The 22,053-nt window shown below is 55.2% G+C and carries 23 protein-coding genes; 14 read left to right on the top strand and 9 right to left on the bottom strand.

Going from position 1 to position 22,053, the window contains the following annotated elements:
• Window positions 1-18: 18 nt before the first annotated feature.
• Both epd and tkt read right to left on the bottom strand, forming a co-directional pair.
• Complete coding sequence (gene epd, locus DAI21_RS08790) at window positions 19-1,038, bottom strand: erythrose-4-phosphate dehydrogenase (RefSeq protein WP_107702886.1); 1,020 nt, start codon at window positions 1,036-1,038, stop codon at window positions 19-21.
• A 465-nt stretch (window positions 1,039-1,503) separates the two neighbouring features.
• Window positions 1,504-3,495 (bottom strand): transketolase, encoded by a 1,992-nt coding sequence (tkt, locus tag DAI21_RS08785; protein ID WP_102104709.1) that lies wholly within the window; start codon window positions 3,493-3,495, stop codon window positions 1,504-1,506.
• 271 nt (window positions 3,496-3,766) lie between these two features.
• On the opposite strand from tkt, the gene DAI21_RS08780 reads away from it, so the two are divergent.
• Entirely contained in the window at window positions 3,767-4,525 is a 759-nt protein-coding gene (locus tag DAI21_RS08780; protein WP_100779010.1) for a M48 family metallopeptidase, read from the top strand.
• Window positions 4,526-4,632: 107 nt separating this feature from the next.
• Here the strand turns inward: DAI21_RS08780 and speB are convergent, their stop codons facing one another.
• The 3 genes from speB to yqgB form a co-directional block, all read right to left on the bottom strand.
• Window positions 4,633-5,553, bottom strand: a complete 921-nt coding sequence (gene speB / locus DAI21_RS08775; protein WP_002434404.1) for an agmatinase — start codon at window positions 5,551-5,553, stop codon at window positions 4,633-4,635.
• 185 nt (window positions 5,554-5,738) lie between these two features.
• Entirely contained in the window at window positions 5,739-7,715 is a 1,977-nt protein-coding gene (speA, locus tag DAI21_RS08770; RefSeq protein ID WP_100779009.1) for a biosynthetic arginine decarboxylase, read from the bottom strand.
• Between the two features lie 8 nt (window positions 7,716-7,723).
• A complete protein-coding gene (yqgB, locus tag DAI21_RS08765) occupies window positions 7,724-7,855 on the bottom strand; it encodes an acid stress response protein YqgB (RefSeq protein ID WP_129035190.1) in 132 nt (43 codons plus the stop codon).
• 663 nt (window positions 7,856-8,518) lie between these two features.
• Between yqgB and metK the strand changes: the two genes are divergently transcribed.
• The 8 genes from metK to ruvX all read left to right on the top strand — a co-directional run bounded on the left by metK (window position 8,519) and on the right by ruvX (window position 15,797).
• The gene (gene metK, locus DAI21_RS08755; protein ID WP_102104710.1) at window positions 8,519-9,670 is read left to right on the top strand and encodes a methionine adenosyltransferase; all 1,152 of its coding nucleotides are present in this window, start codon (window positions 8,519-8,521) and stop codon (window positions 9,668-9,670) included.
• A gap of 437 nt (window positions 9,671-10,107) precedes the next feature.
• On the top strand, window positions 10,108-11,505 hold the full coding sequence (locus tag DAI21_RS08750) for a sugar porter family MFS transporter (RefSeq protein ID WP_100779007.1): 1,398 nt from the start codon (window positions 10,108-10,110) through the stop codon (window positions 11,503-11,505).
• A gap of 115 nt (window positions 11,506-11,620) precedes the next feature.
• Window positions 11,621-12,118 (top strand): SprT family zinc-dependent metalloprotease, encoded by a 498-nt coding sequence (locus DAI21_RS08745; RefSeq protein WP_107702885.1) that lies wholly within the window; start codon window positions 11,621-11,623, stop codon window positions 12,116-12,118.
• A gap of 94 nt (window positions 12,119-12,212) precedes the next feature.
• Window positions 12,213-12,920 (top strand): deoxyribonuclease I, encoded by a 708-nt coding sequence (gene endA / locus DAI21_RS08740; protein ID WP_100779005.1) that lies wholly within the window; start codon window positions 12,213-12,215, stop codon window positions 12,918-12,920.
• An 83-nt stretch (window positions 12,921-13,003) separates the two neighbouring features.
• Window positions 13,004-13,735, top strand: coding sequence for a 16S rRNA (uracil(1498)-N(3))-methyltransferase (rsmE, locus tag DAI21_RS08735; RefSeq protein ID WP_107702884.1), 732 nt, complete (start codon window positions 13,004-13,006; stop codon window positions 13,733-13,735).
• A gap of 20 nt (window positions 13,736-13,755) precedes the next feature.
• A complete protein-coding gene (gshB, locus tag DAI21_RS08730; protein WP_100779003.1) occupies window positions 13,756-14,703 on the top strand; it encodes a glutathione synthase in 948 nt (315 codons plus the stop codon).
• Between the two features lie 117 nt (window positions 14,704-14,820).
• A complete protein-coding gene (locus DAI21_RS08725; RefSeq protein WP_107702883.1) occupies window positions 14,821-15,381 on the top strand; it encodes a YqgE/AlgH family protein in 561 nt (186 codons plus the stop codon).
• A complete protein-coding gene (gene ruvX / locus DAI21_RS08720; RefSeq protein ID WP_100779001.1) occupies window positions 15,381-15,797 on the top strand; it encodes a Holliday junction resolvase RuvX in 417 nt (138 codons plus the stop codon). Before DAI21_RS08725 ends, ruvX begins: the two co-directional genes overlap by 1 nt.
• Before the next feature lie 5 nt (window positions 15,798-15,802).
• Here the strand turns inward: ruvX and DAI21_RS08715 are convergent, their stop codons facing one another.
• Window positions 15,803-16,783, bottom strand: a complete 981-nt coding sequence (locus DAI21_RS08715) for a type IV pilus twitching motility protein PilT (RefSeq protein WP_107702882.1) — start codon at window positions 16,781-16,783, stop codon at window positions 15,803-15,805.
• An 18-nt stretch (window positions 16,784-16,801) separates the two neighbouring features.
• Between DAI21_RS08715 and DAI21_RS08710 the strand changes: the two genes are divergently transcribed.
• Genes DAI21_RS08710 through hemW form a run of 5 tightly spaced genes read left to right on the top strand, consistent with a single transcriptional unit; the run spans window position 16,802 to window position 20,116 of the window.
• Window positions 16,802-17,506 (top strand): YggS family pyridoxal phosphate-dependent enzyme, encoded by a 705-nt coding sequence (locus tag DAI21_RS08710; RefSeq protein ID WP_107702881.1) that lies wholly within the window; start codon window positions 16,802-16,804, stop codon window positions 17,504-17,506.
• A gap of 18 nt (window positions 17,507-17,524) precedes the next feature.
• Entirely contained in the window at window positions 17,525-18,091 is a 567-nt protein-coding gene (locus tag DAI21_RS08705) for a YggT family protein (protein ID WP_100778998.1), read from the top strand.
• Window positions 18,088-18,384 carry a DUF167 family protein YggU gene (yggU, locus tag DAI21_RS08700; protein ID WP_100778997.1) on the top strand — a complete coding sequence of 99 codons (297 nt, stop codon included), beginning with the start codon at window positions 18,088-18,090 and terminating at the stop codon, window positions 18,382-18,384. Before DAI21_RS08705 ends, yggU begins: the two co-directional genes overlap by 4 nt.
• A 3-nt stretch (window positions 18,385-18,387) precedes the next feature.
• Complete coding sequence (locus DAI21_RS08695) at window positions 18,388-18,981, top strand: XTP/dITP diphosphatase (RefSeq protein WP_100778996.1); 594 nt, start codon at window positions 18,388-18,390, stop codon at window positions 18,979-18,981.
• The gene (hemW, locus tag DAI21_RS08690) at window positions 18,974-20,116 is read left to right on the top strand and encodes a radical SAM family heme chaperone HemW (RefSeq protein ID WP_107702880.1); all 1,143 of its coding nucleotides are present in this window, start codon (window positions 18,974-18,976) and stop codon (window positions 20,114-20,116) included. The genes DAI21_RS08695 and hemW overlap by 8 nt, the downstream gene beginning before the upstream one ends.
• A gap of 58 nt (window positions 20,117-20,174) precedes the next feature.
• Here the strand turns inward: hemW and DAI21_RS08685 are convergent, their stop codons facing one another.
• The 3 genes from DAI21_RS08685 to trmB are packed head-to-tail and all read right to left on the bottom strand — an operon-like array spanning window position 20,175 to window position 21,986.
• Window positions 20,175-20,894, bottom strand: a complete 720-nt coding sequence (locus DAI21_RS08685) for a DUF2884 domain-containing protein (RefSeq protein ID WP_100778994.1) — start codon at window positions 20,892-20,894, stop codon at window positions 20,175-20,177.
• Window positions 20,895-20,943: 49 nt separating this feature from the next.
• Window positions 20,944-21,270, bottom strand: a complete 327-nt coding sequence (locus tag DAI21_RS08680; RefSeq protein WP_095283305.1) for a YggL family protein — start codon at window positions 21,268-21,270, stop codon at window positions 20,944-20,946.
• Window positions 21,267-21,986, bottom strand: coding sequence for a tRNA (guanosine(46)-N7)-methyltransferase TrmB (gene trmB, locus DAI21_RS08675; protein WP_100778993.1), 720 nt, complete (start codon window positions 21,984-21,986; stop codon window positions 21,267-21,269). The genes DAI21_RS08680 and trmB overlap by 4 nt, the downstream gene beginning before the upstream one ends.
• Between the last annotated feature and the right edge of the window lie 67 nt (window positions 21,987-22,053).

The raw sequence follows: 22,053 nt of genomic DNA, 5'->3' as shown, positions 1-22,053 counted from the left end.
GCATGCGCACTTTGCGCCCTACCTGAAACCTTGTGCGGCCATGGCTAACGTGGTGTCGAGCATCCTGTTAGCAAAGCCCCATTCATTATCGCACCACACCAGCGTTTTGATGAGGTGAGCACCGCTGACCCGCGTCTGTGTACCATCGACAATGGCACTGTGCGGATCGTGGTTAAAATCTACTGAGACCAACGGTAATTCCGTATAGTCAACTATACCATGAAATGCACCCTGTGCCGCTTTTTGCAGCAACAGGTTGACTTCACTGGCTTTTACCGGTTTTTTAACCGTGACACTGAGGTCAATCGCGGTGACATTTATGGTCGGCACGCGAACCGCAATGGCTTCAAAACGGTCGTTAAACTGCGGAAAAATTCGGGTAATTCCGGCCGCCAGTTTCGTATCCACCGGAATGATTGACTGACTCGCCGCACGTGTGCGACGCAAGTCCGGGTGATACGCGTCGATAACCTGCTGATCGTGCATGGCGGAGTGAATCGTGGTTACTGTGCCCGATTCGATGCCATACGCATCGTCTAGCAGTTTGATGACCGGAATAATGCAGTTTGTGGTGCAGGAGGCATTAGAGACAATACGGTGTTCGGCTTGCAGCTCAAGATGGTTCACGCCGTAGACGACGGTTGCGTCGAGATCGTGACCACCGGGATGGGAAAACAGGACTTTCTTCGCGCCTGCTGCCAGATGCGCCTCGCCGTGTTCGCGATTGCCGTACACGCCGGTACAATCCAGCACCACATCCACACCCAATTCACGCCACGGCAGCGCGTCAATGCTGCGCTCATGCAGGACGCGAATCACATCATCGCCGACGAACAGTTGCTCTCTTTCCTGGCGTACATCCCAGGCAAAGCGCCCATGGCTGGTATCGTATTTCAACAAATGCGCCATACCCGCCGCGTCTGCCAGTTCATTGACAGCCACTACGGTGATTTCCGCCCGACGTCCTGATTCATATAATGCGCGAACCACGTTACGTCCGATGCGACCAAAGCCATTAATCGCTACGCTTACGGTCATAGGTCTCCTGCAAGGCTATCCCTGAGATTGAGGTGGCTGAAAGAGTAATCCAGCTACGCTCAGAGGGGAATCCTTGCCTGTCACAAACTGCGACTGATTGGTCAATTGTCGAACATTTAATCGACTGAAACGCTTCAGCAAGAATAAGCGAAACGGGGAATAAAAGGAACGTTCGCCCGGAGGGATTCGCCATTTATCTGACTTGCGTCACATTTCTTCGGCCATTTTCCGCGGAATTATTCCACTCCGGCGAAAACATATTCGCCCTGGTCGTCATCCGTGGCGTCAGGTCCACTGTGCGACTATCGCAAAGTACAGGCGCCACGTTTGGACCCTCAGTGCGCAAATTAAAGGCTACTCTCTTCCTTCGGCAGTTTTTCCCCATAAAAAAACCAGGCGGTATTGCTACCCACCTGGTTTTTTTATAGCGCCCGGCAAGACTCTCGCCGCCGGGCGTTTACGCGATTACAGCAGTTCTTTCGCTTTCGCGACTACGTTCTCAACGGTGAAGCCAAACTCTTCGAACAGCAGTTCTGCAGGTGCAGATTCGCCGAAGGTGGTCATACCGACGATGGCGCCGTTCAGGCCCACGTATTTGAACCAGTAGTCAGCGATACCCGCTTCCACAGCCACGCGCGCAGAAACGGCTTTCGGCAGTACGGATTCACGGTAAGCCGCATCCTGTTTGTCGAACGCGTCGGTAGACGGCATGGAGACCACGCGCGCTTTCACGCCTTCTGCAGACAGTTGATCCCACGCAGCAACCGCCAGCTCAACTTCAGAACCGGTCGCGATGATAATCAGCTGTGGCTGACCTGCGCAGTCTTTCAGCACGTAACCACCGCGAGCGATGTTAGCCAGCTGCTCTTCGGTACGATCCTGCTGTGCCAGGTTCTGACGAGAGAGAATCAGCGCGGTTGGACCGTCCTGACGCTCAACGCCATATTTCCACGCTACCGCAGACTCAACCTGGTCACATGGACGCCATGTGGACATGTTCGGGGTCACGCGCAGAGAAGCCACCTGCTCAACCGGCTGGTGAGTCGGGCCATCTTCGCCCAGACCGATAGAGTCATGGGTATAGACCATTACCTGACGCTGTTTCATCAGCGCAGCCATACGCACGGCATTACGCGCATATTCTACGAACATCAGGAAGGTAGAGGTGTACGGCAGGAAGCCACCGTGCAGAGAGATACCGTTCGCAATGGCGGTCATACCGAATTCACGCACACCGTAATGGATGTAGTTACCGGCGGTATCTTCGTTGATCGCTTTAGAACCAGACCAGATCGTCAGGTTAGACGGTGCCAGGTCAGCAGAGCCGCCGAGGAATTCTGGCAGCAGTGGACCGAAAGCTTCGATCGCATTCTGAGACGCTTTACGGCTGGCAATTTTAGCCGGGTTAGCTTGCAGCTTAGCGATGATCTCTTTCGCTTTCGCGTCGAAATCTTCCGGCATGTCACCTTTCATACGACGGGTGAATTCTGCCGCTTCCTGCGGGAAGGCTTTTGCGTAAGCTGCGAATTTCTCATTCCAGACGGACTCTTTCGCCTGGCCTGCTTCTTTGGCATCCCACTGAGCGTAAATCTCAGACGGGATTTCAAATGGCGCGTATTTCCAGCCCAGCTGTTCGCGGGTCAGTGCAATTTCTGCGTCGCCCAGCGGTGCGCCGTGAGAATCGTGAGTACCCGCTTTGTTTGGAGAACCGAAACCGATGATGGTTTTGCACATCAGCAGGGATGGTTTGTCAGTCACGGCACGCGCTTCTTCTACTGCACGTTTAATCGCGTCTGCATCGTGGCCGTCAACACCACGCACAACGTGCCAGCCGTAGGCTTCGAAACGTTTTGCGGTGTCGTCAGTGAACCAGCCTTCAACGTGACCATCAATGGAGATGCCGTTGTCGTCGTAGAACGCAACCAGTTTACCCAGTTTCAGAGTACCGGCCAGGGAGCACACTTCGTGAGAAATGCCTTCCATCATGCAGCCGTCGCCCATGAAAGCGTAGGTGAAGTGATCAACGATATCGTGACCTGGACGGTTGAACTGCGCCGCCAGCGTTTTCTCTGCAATCGCCATACCGACCGCATTCGCAATACCCTGACCCAGTGGACCGGTTGTGGTCTCAACGCCCGCGGTATAACCCACTTCCGGGTGACCTGGGGTTTTGGAGTGGAGCTGACGGAAGTTCTTCAGCTCTTCGATTGGCAGCGCATAACCCGTGAGGTGCAGCAGGCTGTAGATCAGCATAGAGCCGTGGCCGTTGGACAGCACGAAGCGGTCGCGGTCAGCCCAAGATGGGTTCTGCGGGTTATGGTTCAGGAAATCACGCCACAGGACTTCGGCAATGTCAGCCATACCCATAGGGGCACCCGGGTGACCGGATTTGGCTTTCTGTACTGCGTCCATGCTCAGCGCACGAATAGCATTAGCAAGCTCTTTACGTGAGGACATTTTAACTCCAGATCGGACTGTTAAAGGCCGCGCCCTTGACGACAGCGCGTTTTGGGCTATGCCAGAAAAAAGTGCCAACAATGTAACCCAAGCGACAAAGCATGTACATGGAGCATTCTTTTGCCCTTTAAGAAATCTCTGGATCACGCTCGCATGTTGCGCAATCTACTCGCCCGGGGCTCCAGATATTCCTTATACTTAGCGCGACTGCGGCTTCGCTGCCGGAGCATTTTTCAGACTTTTTTCAGTTAACGAGTACGGAAGCAACATCATGAAAATGCGTGCAATAGTGCTGGCCCTGGGTACGACGCTCCTGCTGAGCGGTTGTCAGAATATGGATTCAAACGGTCTGATGAGCTCTGGCGCAGAAGCCTTCCAGGCTTATTCCCTGAGCGATGCGCAGGTCGTCGCGCTGAGCGACCAGGCGTGTAAAGAGATGGACGGAAAAGCGACCATCGCACCGGCCAGTAGCACTTACGCGCAGCGTCTGAACAAGATTGCCGCCGCGCTGGGCGATAACATCAATGGCCAGGCAGTGAATTACAAAGTCTATATGGCGAAAGACGTGAACGCGTTTGCGATGGCGAACGGCTGTATCCGCGTTTACAGCGGGCTGATGGACATGATGACGGACAACGAAGTCGAAGCGGTGATCGGCCATGAAATGGGCCACGTCGCACTCGGCCACGTGAAGAAAGGTATGCAGGTGGCGCTCGGCACCAATGCCGTGCGTGCGGCGGCAGCCTCTGCAGGCGGTATCGTTGGCAGTCTGTCCCAATCCCAGCTGGGCGATGTGGGCGAAAAACTGGTTAACTCCCAGTTCTCCCAACGTCAGGAATCAGAAGCGGACGACTACTCCTACGATCTGTTACGCAAACGCGGGATCAATCCGTCAGGCTTAGCCACCAGCTTTGAGAAACTGGCAAAGCTGGAAGAAGGCCGTCAAAGCTCAATGTTTGACGATCACCCGGCGTCCGCAGAGCGTGCGCAGCATATCCGCGATCGCATGGCGGCAGACGGGATCAAATAATCCCCTTCAGAAAAGCCAGTAACGACACGGGCAGCGCACCGTCACCCGGGAGTACGTGAGGGTGACGGGCACTGCCCGGTTTCAAAATGGCGAGTCAAACAGCCCGATTACTCGCCTTTTTTGGCTGCCTGAATGTACAGCATTTCCAGCGCCAGTGTTGCAGCGGCCAGAGCCGTGATTTCAGACTGATCGTACGCTGGCGCCACTTCTACCACGTCCATCCCCACGATGTTCAGGTCTTTCAGGCCGCGAACCAGTTTGATCGCACGGTCAGACGTCAGGCCACCAATGACCGGCGTACCGGTGCCCGGTGCAAACGCGGGGTCCAGGCAGTCGATATCAAAGGTCAGGTAGACAGGCATGTCGCCGACAATCTGCTTCACCTGCGCGATAATGTCGTCCACGCCGCGATCGTTCACCTGGCAGGCGTCCAGCACGGTGAAGCCGTTGTCTTTGTCGAATTCAGTACGGATACCGATCTGCACAGAGTGGTTTGGATCGATCAGGCCTTCGTTCGGCGCGGTGTAGAACATGGTGCCATGGTCAAACTCGCAGCCGTTCGCGTAGGTGTCGGTGTGGGCATCGAAATGCACCAGCGCCATTTTACCGAAATGTTTCGCGTGCGCGCGCAGCAGCGGCAGCGTCACAAAGTGGTCACCGCCGAAGGAGAGCATGCGCTTACCGGCAGCCAGCAGTTTTTCTGCGTGCGCCTGCAGTTTTTCGCTCATTTCACGTGCGTCGCCGAAGGCATACACCAGATCGCCGCAGTCGACGACGTTCAGGCGCTCACGCATATCGAAGTTCCACGGGAAACGGTTGTGCTCCCAGGCCAGGTTGGTAGAGACCTGACGAATGGCCGCCGGACCGTGACGGCCACCGGCACGACCGGAGGTTGCCATATCAAACGGAACGCCGGTGATCACCCAGTCAGCGTCGCTGTCGTACGGCTGGAAGTTCATCGGGAGACGTAAAAAACCAAACGCGTTAGATACCAGAGAGTTGTCGTACTGATGACCTAAAGTGCTCATGTCCTGACCTCATGTAGAGTCGATGCATTAAAAATAGATGAAAAAAAATCCCCTCCGCGTCGTTAAACCCGACGAGGAAGGGATTGATTCGGAAACTGCATGTTGGTGCGAATTATCGCCGTTAATTCGTACAGGTTCAAGTATCCCGTAGGCCCGATAAGCGCAGCGCCACCGGGCATTAACGGTTACTCGTCTTCCAGATAGGTATACCCGTACAGACCCGCTTCAAACTCTTCCAGGAACTGTTGCTGCAGCGCAGCGTCCAGATCGGTGTTTTTCACCTGATCGCGGAACTGAGTCAGCAGTTTTTTCGGATCCAGCTGCACGTATTCCAGCATGTCCGCCACGGTGTCGCCCTCGTCGGAAAGCTCCACTTCGACGTTGCCGTCAGGGAAGACAAAGACGTCAACCGCTTCGGTATCACCGAACAGGTTGTGCATGTTGCCTAAAATTTCCTGATACGCACCGACCATAAAGAAGCCCAGCATTGGCGGGTTCTCAGGATCGTACTCCGGCATTGGCATGGTGGTGGCAATCCCGTCGCCGTCCACGTAGTGATCGATAGCGCCGTCGGAATCACAGGTGATGTCCAGCAGCACTGCGCGACGTTCCGGCGCATGATTCAGCCCTTCCAGCGGCAGTACCGGGAACAGCTGATCGATACCCCAGGCATCCGGCATCGACTGGAACAGCGAGAAGTTGACGTAAATCTTATCCGCCATACGTTCCTGCAGTTCGTCGATAATCGGACGGTGCGCACGGTTGCTCGGGTCGAGCTGTTTCTGCACTTCGTGGCACATATTCAGATACAGCTGCTCTGCCCACGCGCGTTCCTGCAGGCTAAAGGTGCCTGATGAATAGCCGACGTGAATGTCATGCAGATCCATCTGGCTGTCGTGCAGCCATTCACGCAGGGAGCGACGGGTGCCCGGCTCATGCATCTCCTGCCAGGTTTCCCACATGTTTTGCAGAGCACGAGGCGCATCGTCCTGCGGTGGCGTCGCTTCCGTATTCTCGCTGCGTTCAACACCGATAATATTGGAAACCAGCACCGTATGGTGCGCGGTAACCGCACGGCCAGACTCGGTGATCACCGTTGGATGCGGCAAACCGTTCTCTTCACAGGCATCACCAATCGCCCAGATAATGTTGTTCGCGTACTCGTTCAGGCCGTAGTTCACGGAGCAGTCAGACTGCGAGCGCGTTCCTTCGTAGTCCACACCCAGACCGCCGCCGACATCGAAGCACTCAATGTTGACGCCAAGCTTATGCAGCTCGACATAGAAGCGAGCCGATTCACGTACGCCCGTGGCGATATCGCGAATATTGGCCATCTGCGAACCGAGGTGGAAGTGCAGAAGCTGGATACTGTCCAGACGCCCGCGTTCGCGCAGCATTTCCACCAGCTGCAGAACCTGCCCCGCCGCCAGACCGAATTTGGATTTTTCGCCGCCGGAGGACTGCCATTTACCGGAGCCTTGCGAAGCCAGACGCGCACGCACGCCCAGGCGCGGCACCACGTTCAGACGCTCGGCCTCTTCCAGCACAATGGCGATTTCCGTCATCTTCTCGATAACCAGATAGACCTTGTGGCCCATCTTCTCGCCAATCAGCGCCAGACGAATGTATTCACGGTCTTTATAACCGTTACAGACGATCACCGAGCGCGTCATACCGGCGTGCGCCAGTACCGCCATCAGTTCCGCTTTAGAACCGGCTTCCAGACCCAGTGGTTCACCGGAATGGATCAGCGATTCAATGACACGACGGTGCTGGTTTACCTTGATTGGATAGACCAGGAAGTAGTCGCCCTTGTATCCATAAGACTCACGCGCGCGCTTGAACGCCGCATTAATGGAGCGCAAACGGTGTTGCAGGATCTGCGGGAAGCAGAACAGTGCAGGCAGACGTTGCCCTTGCGCTTCGCGCGCTTTCACCAGTTTGGCAAGATCCACGCGAGCTTCCGGTACGTCAGGATCAGGGCAAACGCTGATATGGCCCAGTTCGTTGACGTCGTAGTAGTTATTACCCCACCAGGCAATATTGTATGTGCGCAGCATCTTGCTGGCCTCTTCGGAGCTCATCGCAACCTCCTGCATAGAACGTAGTACACCCTGTCCGCCCGCTGACGAAGGCGAAACCGAAGACATGTCGTCAGACATAGCGAACCTCAACTCTTTGTATTAAGTGTAAAACAGTTGACTACTATCGCAGTGTCACACCGCGATAACAACCCATAAACGGCCCCGCATTCCAGCAGAGTGTGCTGAAATTCAGACCGTGCGACCGGTTTCTTATTCATATCATTGTAAAACACGTAACCGAACTCTGTATGACAAGGTTCGGCGAAACCACGAGATAACTCCTGAATTAACAAGAGCGCCCTTGTTCAGTTTTCACAAAGCGGATGACCGGCCCTGGAATCCTGAGAAGCACCGAAATGGGTATAACATCGGCAGGTTTGCAGATTAGAAATGCGAGTTGCGGGAAACAGACGCACGCCAGAACAGCGTAACTGAGTTAGCGGAAAACGAGAGTTCATTATCGGGTATCACCTCCACGGCCGCCTTCAGAAGACGAACCTCAAGCCAAAGCTAAGTGTTCACTGCTCAACCCGGCTGGAAGTGGCGACACGATGAAATCATCGAGCGCTTTTTTGTATGAGCCGCGCGCCGCGTTTTATACCCACATCACTCCCAAAATGCAAAGTATAAATGCGCGCCTTGCCAGTCCCGTCAGGAAAAATTTCCACCTGCGTTTTCAGCACAGTGAGACCTTAGTCAAAAAAAACTGGAAATCGGGCGAAGAAGTGACCTAAAATAGCCGTCCAGATGTTAATCCATCTATACTGATTAACACTCAGACTGCCGGTGTCATTTACCTGCCGGTCTTGGTAGAATCGTCTTCTACGGCCATTCCGCACAGCAGTTTGAGCTTACCAAATTATCCTTAGGTGAAATAAAACATGGCAAAACACCTGTTTACGTCCGAGTCTGTATCAGAAGGGCATCCTGATAAAATCGCTGACCAAATCTCCGATGCAGTGCTGGATGCGATCCTGGAGCAGGATCCTAAAGCGCGCGTGGCGTGCGAAACCTATGTCAAAACGGGCATGGTTCTGGTAGGTGGTGAGATCACCACCAGTGCATGGGTTGATATCGAAGAGATCACCCGTAACACCGTGCGTGAAATCGGCTACGTGCATTCTGATATGGGCTTTGATGCCAACTCTTGCGCCGTATTAAGCGCAATTGGCAAACAGTCCCCGGACATCAATCAGGGCGTCGATCGTACCGATCCGCTTGAGCAAGGTGCTGGCGACCAGGGCCTGATGTTTGGCTACGCAACCAACGAAACCGACGTGCTGATGCCTGCACCCATCACTTACGCGCACCGTCTGGTGCAGCGTCAGGCTGAAGTGCGTAAAAACGGCGCGCTGCCGTGGCTGCGTCCGGATGCAAAAAGCCAGATCACTTTCCAGTATGACGACGGCAAAATCGTCGGTATCGACGCGGTCGTACTGTCGACTCAGCACTCCGAAGACGTTTCGCTGAAAACGCTGCAGGAAGCGGTCATGGAAGAGATCATCAAGCCGGTTCTGCCTGCAGAATGGCTGAATGCCTCCACCAAGTACCACATCAACCCAACCGGCCGTTTTGTTATTGGTGGCCCAATGGGCGACTGCGGTCTGACCGGTCGTAAGATTATCGTTGATACCTACGGCGGCATGGCTCGTCACGGTGGCGGCGCGTTCTCCGGTAAAGATCCGTCTAAAGTTGACCGTTCTGCTGCGTACGCTGCACGTTATGTGGCGAAAAACATCGTGGCTGCGGGCCTGGCAGATCGTTGTGAAATTCAGGTTTCCTACGCAATCGGCGTGGCAGAACCTACCTCCATCATGGTTGAAACGTTCGGTACCGAGAAAATCTCTACCGAACAGCTGACCCTGCTGGTGCGCGAGTTCTTCGACCTGCGTCCATACGGCCTGATCCAGATGCTGGATCTGCTGCACCCAATCTACAAAGAAACCGCTGCATACGGTCACTTTGGTCGCGAACATTTCCCATGGGAAAAAACCGACAAAGCCGCCCTGCTGCGTGACGCTGCCGGTCTGTAATTAGCGACTGATAGCGTTTTTAAAGGCCAGCCTCGTGCTGGCCTTTTGCATTTCTGCTCCCGGAATTTTGCCCGCCCGCGCTTCGCTTTTGTGAGCTACATTTCTTTAACGCCTGTACGCGTTAGAGACCGCCGCCACCCGGCAAACCACTCCTATTGAAACCGCTTACACCACGCGATAAAAGCACTTCTTTCAGAATAATCTCTTTGCATGTTCTGCCTTCATCTGCTGTTACATTTCATTTCAGTTAAGTCTGAAACTGCGTTAAACGGGATGCACATCAACAGAATTAACACTATATTTTCAGAGCTTTAATAAAACTGACAGTTATAAGTGAGTGTAACCGATTACACCAATGTGAGTAGCGTCACATATTTTTACGCCGTACTAACCTACCCTTTACATCGATAAAACTGATAACCCAACTGGAGGGCATAATGCCTGACAATAATAAACAGGGGCGTACGTCCAACAAGGCGATGACATTCTTTGTCTGCTTCCTCGCAGCCCTGGCAGGACTTCTTTTCGGCCTGGATATCGGCGTCATTGCCGGTGCTTTACCCTTCATCACCGATGAATTCCAGATCAGCCCACATACCCAGGAATGGGTGGTGAGCTCCATGATGTTCGGCGCTGCCGTCGGTGCCGTTGGCAGCGGCTGGCTCTCCTACCGTCTCGGACGTAAAAAGAGCCTGATGATCGGCGCGATTCTGTTTGTCGCCGGTTCACTCTGCTCCGCCGCCGCACCTAACGTCGAAGTGCTGATCATCTCCCGCGTACTGCTCGGTCTGGCGGTTGGCGTGGCGTCGTACACTGCCCCACTGTATCTGTCTGAAATCGCGCCAGAGAAAATTCGCGGCAGCATGATCTCCATGTATCAGCTGATGATCACCATCGGTATTCTTGGCGCGTACCTTTCCGATACGGCCTTCAGCTACAGCGGCGCCTGGCGCTGGATGCTGGGCGTGATTATCATCCCGGCCATTTTGCTGCTGATCGGTGTCTTCTTCCTGCCGGACAGCCCGCGCTGGTACGCCGCGAAACGTCGCTTCCATGATGCGGAACGCGTTCTGATGCGCCTGCGTGATACCAGTGCTGAAGCCAAAAACGAGCTTGATGAGATCCGCGAAAGCCTGAAGGTCAAACAGACCGGCTGGGCGCTGTTTAAAGAGAACAGCAACTTCCGTCGCGCGGTGTTCCTCGGTGTGCTGCTACAGGTGATGCAGCAGTTCACCGGGATGAACGTCATCATGTACTACGCGCCAAAAATCTTTGAGCTGGCCGGGTATACCAACACCACCGAGCAGATGTGGGGCACCGTGATCGTTGGTCTGACCAACGTGCTGGCGACCTTTATCGCAATCGGTCTGGTTGACCGTTGGGGCCGTAAGCCAACGCTGACCTTAGGTTTCCTGGTGATGGCTATCGGGATGGGCGTGCTGGGGACCATGATGCATATGGGCATTCACTCCGCGACCGCGCAGTACTTTGCCGTCGCGATGCTGCTGATGTTTATCGTCGGTTTTGCGATGAGTGCCGGTCCGCTGATTTGGGTGCTGTGTTCCGAAATCCAGCCGCTGAAAGGGCGTGATTTTGGTATCACCTGCTCAACGGCCACGAACTGGATTGCCAACATGATCGTCGGCGCAACGTTCCTGACCATGCTGAATACCCTCGGCAATGCCAATACCTTCTGGGTATACGGCGGTCTGAACCTGTTCTTTATTGTTCTGACACTGTGGCTGGTTCCGGAAACCAAACACGTCTCTCTGGAACATATCGAACGCAACCTGATGAAAGGCCGTCCACTGCGTGAGATTGGGGCGCAGAACTAAGATTATTGTGGCCTGATGCCCTCCCCCATTACACGGGGAGAGGGTAATACACGAAAAGCCTTCTCCACCGGAGAAGGCTTTACTGTTTATATCCACCGCATTATCCTCTGGCCCTATGAAAACCCCACGTCTTCCCATCGCCCTCCAGCAAGCCGTTATGCGCGCATTGCGGGATAAACTCGCGCAGGCCAACCTGAAGCTCGGGCGAAATTACCCTGAACCTAAACTGGTCTATCAGCAGCGCGGGACGTCGGCGGGCACCGCCTGGCTGGAATCCTACGAGATCCGTCTCAATCCAGTGCTGATGATGGAAAACCAGCAGGCATTTATCGACGAAGTTGTCCCTCATGAGCTGGCGCATCTGCTGGTGTGGAAACACTTTGGCCGCGTGGCTCCACATGGCAAAGAGTGGAAATGGATGATGGAAGCGGTGCTGGGTGTTCCCGCCCGCCGTACGCACCAGTTTGAGCTGGAATCGGTGCGGCGAAATACCTTCCCCTACCACTGCCAGTGCCAGCAGCACCAGCTGACCGTTCGCAGACATAATCGTGTGGTACGCGGCGAGGCCATCTACCGCTGCGTAAAATGCGGCGAGCCGCTGGTCGCAGAATAATCAATTGAACAATCAGGAACTTTCCTGATCTGACTGATTGCATACTGGAACATCTTTCGCTACGTTGCGGGCTCGTTTTGACACGGAGTTTGAGATGTCCCGTCACTATTCTTTCGCTGTTGCCTTTCTGGCGACGGTGCTCGCAGGCCCTGCGCTGGCCGAAGGTATTAACAGTTTTTCCCAGGCAAAAGCCGCAGGCGTCAAAGTGAACGCCGACGCGCCGGGTGATTTCTACTGCGGATGTAAAATTAACTGGCAGGGCAAAAAAGGGGTCGTTGACCTCGAATCCTGCGGCTACAAAGTGCGTAAAAATGAAAACCGCGCCAACCGTATCGAATGGGAACACGTGGTGCCGGCATGGCAGTTCGGCCATCAGCGCCAGTGCTGGCAGGATGGCGGGCGTAAAAACTGCGCCAAAGATCCCGTCTATCGCCAGATTGAAAGTGATATGCACAACCTGCAGCCCGCCGTGGGTGAGGTCAACGGCGACCGCGCCAACTTCATGTACAGCCAGTGGAACGGCGGCGAAGGTCAGTACGGCCAGTGCACAATGAAAGTCGATTTCAAAGAGAAAGTGGCCGAGCCGCCAGCCCGCGCGCGCGGCAGTATCGCCCGCACCTACTTCTATATGCGCGATCGCTACGACCTGAACCTCTCCCGCCAACAAACCCAGCTTTTTAACGCCTGGGATAAGCTGTATCCGGTCACCGACTGGGAGTGTGAGCGCGATAACCGCATCGCCAAAGTCCAGGGGAATCACAACCCGTACGTGCAGCGGGCTTGCCAGGCGCAAAAGAGCTAACCTACACTAGCGGCAATTGCTATTTTACCCCTCACTTCGCCCACTCTTTAAGGGAGTGGGAAGTTTTAGATGGAATACTGACTATGCGCATCCCTCGCATCTATCACCCTGAACCGATCACCGCAGGCCACGAAATCGCCCTCTCCGACGAAGCCGCGAACCATGTAGGCCGCGTATTGCGCATGGGCGCGGGCCAGGCCGTGCAGCTTTTCAACGGCAGCAACCAGGTGTTCGACGCCGAAATCACTCGCGCCGATAAAAAGAGTGTGCAGGTGAATGTGTTGCGAGGCGAAGTGGATGACCGCGAATCCCCGCTGCATATCCATCTGGGCCAGGTGATGTCGCGCGGTGAAAAAATGGAATTCACCATTCAGAAATCGATCGAACTGGGTGTAAGCCTCATTACGCCACTTTTTTCTGAGCGCTGTGGCGTTAAACTGGATGCTGAACGTCTGAACAAAAAGATTCAGCAATGGCAGAAAATCGCCATCTCCGCGTGCGAACAGTGCGGCCGCAACCGCATTCCGACGATCCGCCCGCCCATGGATTTAGAGGCGTGGTGTGCCGAACAAGAGAGCGGCTTAAAGCTTAATCTTCACCCGCGCGCCAGCGCCAGCATTAATACGCTGCCGCTGCCGGTGGAAAGCGTGCGACTGCTGATCGGCCCGGAAGGCGGGTTGTCGGCAGACGAAATTGCCATGACCGCACGTTATGAATTTACTGATATTCTGTTGGGACCTCGCGTTCTACGTACTGAGACGACTGCACTCACAGCCATCACTGCACTCCAGGTGCGTTTTGGCGATCTGGGTTGAAGCATTAACGGAGAAGAACAATGATCAAGCTCGGCATCGTGATGGACCCCATCGCAAGCATTAACATCAAGAAAGATTCCAGCTTCGCTATGCTGCTGGAAGCACAGCGTCGCGGCTACCAGCTTCATTACATGGAGATGGCCGATCTGTACCTGAATAATGGTGAAGCCCGCGCGCGGACGCGCATCGTGAACGTCGAGCAAAATTACGATAAATGGTACGAATTCGGATCTGAGCAGGACATTCCCCTCGCCGAACTCGATGTGATCCTGATGCGTAAAGATCCCCCGTTCGACACCGAATTCATCTACTGCACCTATATTCTTGAGCGCGCAGAAGAGAAAGGCACGCTGATTGTTAACAAACCGCAGAGCCTGCGCGACTGTAACGAGAAGCTTTATACCGCCTGGTTCTCTGACCTGACGCCAGAAACGCTCGTCACCCGTAATAAAGCACAGCTGAAAGCTTTCTGGCAGAAACATGGCGATATCATTCTGAAGCCGCTGGACGGAATGGGCGGCGCGTCGATCTTCCGCGTGAAAGAAGGCGATCCAAACCTCGGCGTTATTGCTGAAACCCTGACCGAGCACGGCACCCGCTACTGCATGGCGCAGAACTATATACCGGCTATTGTGGACGGCGATAAACGCGTGCTGGTCGTTGATGGCGAGCCGGTACCTTATTGCCTGGCGCGTATTCCGCAGGGCGGCGAAACGCGTGGCAATCTGGCGGCCGGTGGCCGTGGCGAGCCGCGCCCGCTGACGGAAAGCGACTGGGAAATCGCGCGCCGCGTCGGCCCGATGCTGAAGGCCAAAGGGCTGATTTTTGTCGGTCTGGATATTATCGGCGACCGTCTGACGGAAGTGAACGTCACCAGCCCGACCTGTATCCGCGAAATCGAAGCCGAGTTCCCGGTCTCGATTACCGGTATGCTGATGGACGCGATTGAAAAACGTCTGAAGCAGTAACGCTCTCGCACATGCCGCCGGTCATTCACCTGCGGCGATGTCAATAGTGACAAGGCCCAGCTTTCTCCGCATACTGGGCCTTGTCGCTTTTTAAACCAGGAATCAGAACCTCTGACAATGAATTTACAGCATCACTTTCTTATTGCCATGCCTGCTCTCCAGGACCCGATTTTCCGTCGAGCTGTCGTGTATATCTGTGAATACAGCGAAGACGGCGCAATGGGGATTATCATCAACAAACCGCTGGAAAACCTGCAAATCGAGGGCATTCTTGAGAAGCTCAAGATCACGCCTGAAGAGCGCGCCCCGGAAATCCGCCTGGATAAGCCGGTGATGCTCGGTGGCCCGCTGGCAGAAGATCGCGGCTTTATTTTGCATACGCCTCCGGGTTTCTCCTCCAGCATTCGCGTTTCCGATAATACGGTGATCACCACTTCGCGCGACGTTCTGGAAACCCTCGGCACGCACAATCAGCCTTCCGAAGTGCTGGTCGCGCTGGGCTACTCCTCCTGGGAGAAAGGCCAGCTTGAGCAGGAAATTCTCGATAACGCGTGGCTCACGGCCCCGGCGGATCTGAATATTCTGTTTAAAGCCCCGATCGCCGATCGCTGGCGTGAAGCGGCAAAACTCATTGGTATCGACATCCAGACCATGCCTGGTGTGGCGGGGCATGCATAATGAGCGGAACGCTTCTCTCCTTTGATTTCGGCACCCGAAGTATTGGCGTGGCGATTGGTCAGCGCATTACCGGCACGGCACGCCCCTTAACGGCGATCAAAGCTCAGGACGGTACCCCCGACTGGGCCATTATCGAGCGCCTGCTGAAAGAGTGGCAGCCCGAAGCCGTGATCGTTGGGCTACCGCTCAACATGGACGGCACCGAGCAGCCGCTCACCGCCCGTGCGCGCAAGTTTGCAAATAAGATCCATGGCCGCTTTGGCGTCGTCGTTAAGCTGCACGATGAACGTCTGAGCACCGTTGAAGCCCGCGCAGGTCTGTTTGAGCATGGCGGATTCCGCGCGCTGAACAAAGGTAGCGTCGATTCTGCCTCAGCGGTGATTATTCTCGAAAGCTACTTCGAGCAAGGGTTTTAATTTCGCTAAAGCCTTCCCTGCGCTTTGCGCTCTGCAAGGCTTTGGTCGAAATTCTGCATACCCGCCTGCTGCCCGGTCTGGATTACACCGGGCAACTGCCAGGTTTTCCCTTCGCGGATAAGATTGGCCGACGCCGGTGTGTTCACCAGCATCTCAAACAGCGCTAAGCGCCCGCCCTGAAGGTCCCGTACCAGTTTTTGTGCCAGCACCGCACGCAGGCTTCCTGCCAGTTGGTTTCGCACCGGATCTTTCTCTTCAGCCGGAAAGGTGTCCACCAGCCGTTCAATGGCCTGAGCCGCCCCGCGCGTGTGCAGCGTCGCCAGCACCAGATGCCCGGTCTCCGCGGCCGTGAGCGCCAGGCGGATCGTTTCGCTATCGCGCAGTTCACCCAATAAAATGACATCCGGATCTTCACGCAGCGCCGCCCGCAGCGCCTGAGCAAATGACGGGCAGTGCAGGCCAATTTCCCGCTGCTGAATCAGGCACCGCTGGCTTTGATAGACGTACTCCACCGGATCTTCCAGCGTCAGAATATGGCCGTCGGAATAGTGGTTGAGATAATCCACCATCGCCGCAAGCGTGGTGGATTTGCCGCTGCCGGTGGCTCCCGTCACCAGAATCAGGCCATTGTCACTGGAGAGCAGATCGGGAATGACGCGCGGCGCGCCAAGCGTTGAGAGCTGCGGGCACTCCTCCGGCAGAAGTCTCAGCGTCAGCGAGACGCCATGGATATGCACAAACGCGCTGGCACGCAGACGCTTGCCACTGAGCAAGGTCACCGCGAAATCCACGTGTCCATTTGCCCACCAGGCGCCCTGCTGTTCGTCATTCAGCCATGTTTTTAACAGCTGCGCGACATCAGGCGGAGGAAAGGGTGCCGGCTCAAGTTTGCCTAATCTACGCCAGCGCGGTGGCGAATCGCTGCACAGGTGTAGATCCGAGACATTATGCTTTACACTAAGGGCCACAATTTCTTCCATATCCATACAACCATCCTCGGACTCATGAACGACATTGCGCATAACCTGGCACAGGTCAGGGACAAAATCTCAGCCGCTGCAACGCGTTGCGGCCGTGCTTCAGAAGAAGTTTCGTTGCTTGCAGTGAGTAAAACGAAGCCTGCGAGCGCCATCGCAGAAGCCATCGACGCAGGGCAGCGTGCTTTTGGCGAAAACTACGTTCAGGAAGGTGTGGACAAAATTCGCTATTTCCAGCAAACCGGGAATACGAATCTTGAGTGGCACTTTATCGGCCCATTGCAGTCGAACAAAAGTCGGCTGGTTGCTGAGCATTTTGACTGGTGTCATACGGTCGATCGTCTGCGCATTGCAACACGGTTGAGCGATCAACGCCCTGCCGACATGGCACCGCTTAACATCCTGATTCAAATCAATATTAGCGATGAGAACAGTAAGTCTGGTATCACTTTGGCTGAGCTGGATGCGCTGGCCGAACAGGTGTCTGAGCTGCCCGGTTTGACCCTGCGCGGGCTGATGGCGATTCCGGCGCCGGAAACGAGTTACGACAGGCAGTTTGCCGTAGCACAGCAAATGGCTGTAGCATTTGAGGCGCTTAAAGCGCGCTACACGACCGTAGACACGCTTTCACTGGGCATGTCGGACGATATGGAAGCCGCCATCGCGGCAGGCAGCACTATGGTGCGCATCGGTACAGCCATTTTCGGTGCGCGCGATTACACCCCAAAATAAGGAAACCTGAGGAACGCCATGAAGACGTTGACTTTCCTGCTCTCAACGGTCATTGAGCTGTATACGATGGCGCTGCTGTTACGCGTCTGGATGCAGTGGGCTCGTTGTGATTTTTATAACCCATTCTCACAGTTTGTCGTGAAAATCACACAACCTGTTATTGGGCCGCTGCGCCGCATTATCCCACCGATGGGGCCGATCGACAGCGCCTCTCTGCTGGTGGCGTTTGTGCTCAGTATCATCAAAGCTATCGTGCTGTTTATGGTGGTCACCTTCCAGCCGATCATCTGGATCGCAGCGGTGCTGATTCTGCTGAAAACCATTGGCCTGCTGATCTTCTGGGTGCTGCTGGTGATGGCGGTGATGAGCTGGGTGAGTCGCGGTCGTAGTCCGGTTGAATACGCCATGATTCAACTGACGGAGCCGCTCCTGCGCCCTATTCGCAATCTGTTGCCAGCCATGGGCGGGATCGATTTTTCGCCGATGATTCTGGTGCTGCTGCTGTATGTCCTGAACATGGGCATCGCTGAACTGTTACAGTCAACGGGCAACATGCTGCTGCCGGGGCTGTGGATGGCGCTATGAGTGCCGTCAGTCACCTCGCCGACGGGCTGGTTTTGCGGCTGTATATTCAGCCTAAAGCCAGCCGCGACAGCATCGTGGGATTACATGGCGACGAGCTAAAAGTCGCCATTACCGCCCCTCCCGTGGACGGCCAGGCGAACGCGCATTTGACCAAATATCTGGCAAAACAGTTTCGCGTCGCCAAAAGCCAGGTCATCATTGAAAAGGGTGAGCTGGGGCGTCATAAACAGGTAAAAATCCTCAACCCGCAACACATCCCGACGGAAGTCGCGGCACTGTCACAACAGGATTAACGTATGCAGAAAGTTGTTCTCGCGACCGGTAACGCCGGTAAAGTGCGCGAGCTGGCCTCGCTATTAAATGATTTTGGTCTGGATGTGGTCGCGCAGACTGAGCTGGGCGTCGAGTCCGCGGAAGAGACCGGCCTGACGTTTATCGAAAACGCGATTCTGAAAGCGCGTCATGCGGCACAGGTCACTGGCCTTCCGGCTATCGCGGATGATTCCGGGCTGGCGGTGGATGCGCTGGGCGGCGCGCCGGGCATTTACTCTGCACGCTATTCTGGCGTAGACGCCACCGACCAGCAGAATCTGGAAAAGCTGCTGGAGACGCTGAAAGCGGTGCCGGACGAGCAGCGCCAGGCGCAGTTCCACTGCGTGCTGGTCTATATGCGTCATGCGGAAGATCCCACGCCGATTGTCTGCCACGGCAGCTGGCCTGGCGTGATTGCCCGCGAATCATCAGGAAATGGCGGCTTTGGCTACGATCCGATTTTCTTTGTCCCCTCTGAGGGCAAAACCGCAGCGGAACTGACCCGCGAAGAAAAAAGCGCGATTTCCCATCGTGGACGCGCGTTGAAACTGTTACTGGAAGCATTACGTAATGGCTAATTTGCCACCTCTGAGTCTTTATATTCACATCCCGTGGTGCGTGCAGAAATGCCCGTACTGCGATTTCAATTCGCACGCGCTGAAAGGCGAAGTGCCGCATGACGACTACGTTCAGCATCTGTTGACCGATCTGGATGCCGACGTACCTTACGCACAGGAACGTGAAGTTAAGACCATTTTTATTGGTGGCGGTACACCGAGCCTGCTTTCTGGCCCGGCGATGCAGACGCTGCTGGACGGCGTGCGTGCGCGCCTGAATCTGGCAGCCGATGCGGAAATCACAATGGAAGCCAACCCCGGCACCGTTGAAGCCGATCGTTTTATCGAGTATCAGCGCGCCGGAGTGAACCGTATCTCGATTGGCGTACAGAGCTTTAGCGAGCCTAAGCTCAAGCGTCTGGGGCGTATTCACGGCCCGGAAGAGGCGAAACGGGCGGCGCACCTGGCAACCGGTCTGGGGCTTCGCAGCTTTAACCTCGATTTGATGCACGGCTTGCCCGATCAGTCTCTGGAAGAGGCACTGGACGATTTGCGCCAGGCTATCGAGCTGAACCCGCCGCATCTCTCCTGGTATCAGCTGACCATTGAGCCAAATACCCTGTTTGGTTCGCGCCCGCCGGTCCTGCCCGACGACGACGCCCTGTGGGATATTTTCGAACAAGGCCATCAGCTGCTGACGGCTGCGGGTTATCAGCAGTACGAAACGTCCGCCTACGCGAAGCCCGGCTACCAGTGTCAGCACAACCTCAACTACTGGCGCTTTGGCGATTACCTGGGTATCGGCTGCGGTGCACACGGCAAAGTGACTTTCCCTGACGGGCGTATTTTGCGTACCGCGAAAACCCGTCATCCACGCGGGTATATGGAGGGGCGCTATCTGGAACGTCAGCACGACGTGGCGGTAGACGATAAACCCTTTGAGTTCTTCATGAACCGTTTCCGTCTGCTGGAAGCGGCCCCACGCGCGGAGTTTTCGCTTTATACCGGCTTGCCGGAAAGCGTGATTCGACCACAGATTGATGCCGCGCTGGCGAAAGGGTATCTGACGGAATGCGACGCGTACTGGCAGATTACTGAACACGGGAAACTGTTCTTAAACTCCCTGCTCGAGCTGTTCCTCGCCGAAGAGTCCTGACGCGCAGAATCAAAAGCGTAAAGAGATCCACTCCCGGGGAGGGAGTGGATACGAATAATTACTTCAGCGTACTCACCAGCGCCTTCCGGCTGTCTTCCAGGGTTACCACGCGTTGACAGACGTCTTTGCCGAATTTCTGGAAATCCGCTTCCTGATTCTTCCATTCGTTCTGGATCGAGGTCTGCAATCCGCCCAGGCTGCCTAATACGCCCTGCAGTGGATTACCGCCGCCTTTCAGCACGGCTTTCGCCCCCATCTCATTGATGCTGTCCTGCAGAATGCCGCCCATCGCCTGATTCACCAGGTTCTGTCCATCTGCGCGCACCTGATCGATGGCTTTATAGTGGAACGTCAGACCATCCGTGCGGTGCTCGATGATACGGTTCATCTGCTCTTTCAACTGGGCGTCCAGCTTGGTCAGACGGGTGCGCATATTGCTGCTCTCACCCACCTCTTTGGCGATGATCTTATCCAGCGCCACACGGCCTTTCTCAACGCGCGTCAGGGCGCCTTCGTCGATCCAGGGCAGCGCTGAGCGCAGATCCGCCTGATAATCTTTCGCCTGCTCGCGTTGGGCCGCGCTCAGGGTGTATTGCTTGCCGTTGTACATCACGTTGCCATCCGGCGTGATCACCAGATTGCCGTTCTCACCTTTTACCTGAACGGTTTGCGGGCTGAGAATCACATCGTCGCGCGGTGTGACTTCACATTTGTAGTCCGCATGGGCAGTTAACGCGGTGGTCATCAATGCCACAGCCAGCAGCGTTTTGCGCATCATAATTATCCCTCAAGACAAAACGGGCCGGCATTTGCCGGCCCTTTGCTAGTTAGTCCCACCAAATGTCGAAAAGTTCGCTAACGCGGACCTCTTCGAATTTGCGGTCTTCCAGCCATTTACGCACAAGGGCCTGCTGCTCTTCGGTGCACTTACCGATCTCTTGCTTGCAGATCAGCCCTTCCCAGGAGAGATAGCCGCTGCCATCAAACGCCAGTTTGTTTGGCTCGATCACTTCATCGATAAAGGCGTCAACTTCCTTATCGATGGTTTCTACGCTAGTACCTTCCGGGAAACGCCATGCGACGGAAAAACCAACTTCCTGGAATTCCTCGATGTGCATTTTTTTACGCAGACGACGGCTACGGTTTGCCATTATTTAACCCTCTCGAACATTAAGTCCCATACACCGTGACCAAGACGATGGCCACGCTGTTCAAATTTCGTTACCGGACGTGAATCCGGTCGCGGTACATAGTCGTTGCTCTCAGACTGGTTTTTATACCCGTCGAGCGACGACATCACTTCCAGCATGTGTTCCGCGTAAGGTTCCCAGTCGGTGGCCATATGGAAGACACCGCCCAGTTTTAGCTTACTTTTCACAAGCTCAGCAAATTCTGCCTGAACGATACGGCGCTTATTATGACGTGCTTTGTGCCACGGGTCAGGGAAAAAGAGCTGAACCATGTTCAAAGAATTGTCAGGAATCATTTTGTGCAGCACTTCGACCGCATCGTGGCACATGACACGCAGGTTCTCTACGCCCTCTTCGTGCGCGGTCGCAAGGCATGCGCCCACGCCCGGTGAGTGCACTTCAATGCCAAGAAAATTTTGCTCCGGACGCGCTTTCGCCATGGTCACAAGCGATGAGCCCATGCCAAAACCGATCTCCAGCGTGATCGGCGCATCGCGGCCAAACAGGGCGGCGAAGTCGACTGGCTGTTCGCTGAACTCAACGCCCATCACCGGCCAGTAGTTATCCAGCGCATGTTGCTGCCCTTTTGTCAGGCGCCCCTGACGGCGGACAAAGCTGCGAATACGGCGCAGTGGGCGACCGTTTTCATCAAATTCCGGTGAAATGACGTCGTTTTTCATAAAAGAGTAGTCTGCTTGTGAGAATGTTCGGGAAACGGGCATTATCCAAAGTTAAGCCCTGTATGCA

The sequence above is a fragment of the Lelliottia sp. WB101 genome (genome assembly GCF_003051885.1).
In the GTDB taxonomy this organism is placed as follows: Bacteria; Pseudomonadota; Gammaproteobacteria; order Enterobacterales; family Enterobacteriaceae; genus Enterobacter; species Enterobacter nimipressuralis.
This window is presented reverse-complemented; position numbering and strand designations above follow the sequence as displayed.

Bases quoted from the DNA above. Each gene is read 5' to 3' on its own strand.
- epd (WP_107702886.1), bottom strand. From the start codon at position 1,038: ATGACCGTAAGCGTAGCGATTAATGGCTTTGGTCGCATCGGACGTAAC.
- tkt (WP_102104709.1), bottom strand. From the start codon at position 3,495: ATGTCCTCACGTAAAGAGCTTGCTAATGCTATTCGTGCGCTGAGCATG.
- DAI21_RS08780 (WP_100779010.1), top strand. From the start codon at position 3,767: ATGAAAATGCGTGCAATAGTGCTGGCCCTGGGTACGACGCTCCTGCTG.
- speB (WP_002434404.1), bottom strand. From the start codon at position 5,553: ATGAGCACTTTAGGTCATCAGTACGACAACTCTCTGGTATCTAACGCG.
- speA (WP_100779009.1), bottom strand. From the start codon at position 7,715: ATGTCTGACGACATGTCTTCGGTTTCGCCTTCGTCAGCGGGCGGACAG.
- yqgB (WP_129035190.1), bottom strand. From the start codon at position 7,855: ATGAATAAGAAACCGGTCGCACGGTCTGAATTTCAGCACACTCTGCTG.
- metK (WP_102104710.1), top strand. From the start codon at position 8,519: ATGGCAAAACACCTGTTTACGTCCGAGTCTGTATCAGAAGGGCATCCT.
- DAI21_RS08750 (WP_100779007.1), top strand. From the start codon at position 10,108: ATGCCTGACAATAATAAACAGGGGCGTACGTCCAACAAGGCGATGACA.
- DAI21_RS08745 (WP_107702885.1), top strand. From the start codon at position 11,621: ATGAAAACCCCACGTCTTCCCATCGCCCTCCAGCAAGCCGTTATGCGC.
- endA (WP_100779005.1), top strand. From the start codon at position 12,213: ATGTCCCGTCACTATTCTTTCGCTGTTGCCTTTCTGGCGACGGTGCTC.
- rsmE (WP_107702884.1), top strand. From the start codon at position 13,004: ATGCGCATCCCTCGCATCTATCACCCTGAACCGATCACCGCAGGCCAC.
- gshB (WP_100779003.1), top strand. From the start codon at position 13,756: ATGATCAAGCTCGGCATCGTGATGGACCCCATCGCAAGCATTAACATC.
- DAI21_RS08725 (WP_107702883.1), top strand. From the start codon at position 14,821: ATGAATTTACAGCATCACTTTCTTATTGCCATGCCTGCTCTCCAGGAC.
- ruvX (WP_100779001.1), top strand. From the start codon at position 15,381: ATGAGCGGAACGCTTCTCTCCTTTGATTTCGGCACCCGAAGTATTGGC.
- DAI21_RS08715 (WP_107702882.1), bottom strand. From the start codon at position 16,783: ATGGATATGGAAGAAATTGTGGCCCTTAGTGTAAAGCATAATGTCTCG.
- DAI21_RS08710 (WP_107702881.1), top strand. From the start codon at position 16,802: ATGAACGACATTGCGCATAACCTGGCACAGGTCAGGGACAAAATCTCA.
- DAI21_RS08705 (WP_100778998.1), top strand. From the start codon at position 17,525: ATGAAGACGTTGACTTTCCTGCTCTCAACGGTCATTGAGCTGTATACG.
- yggU (WP_100778997.1), top strand. From the start codon at position 18,088: ATGAGTGCCGTCAGTCACCTCGCCGACGGGCTGGTTTTGCGGCTGTAT.
- DAI21_RS08695 (WP_100778996.1), top strand. From the start codon at position 18,388: ATGCAGAAAGTTGTTCTCGCGACCGGTAACGCCGGTAAAGTGCGCGAG.
- hemW (WP_107702880.1), top strand. From the start codon at position 18,974: ATGGCTAATTTGCCACCTCTGAGTCTTTATATTCACATCCCGTGGTGC.
- DAI21_RS08685 (WP_100778994.1), bottom strand. From the start codon at position 20,894: ATGATGCGCAAAACGCTGCTGGCTGTGGCATTGATGACCACCGCGTTA.
- trmB (WP_100778993.1), bottom strand. From the start codon at position 21,986: ATGAAAAACGACGTCATTTCACCGGAATTTGATGAAAACGGTCGCCCA.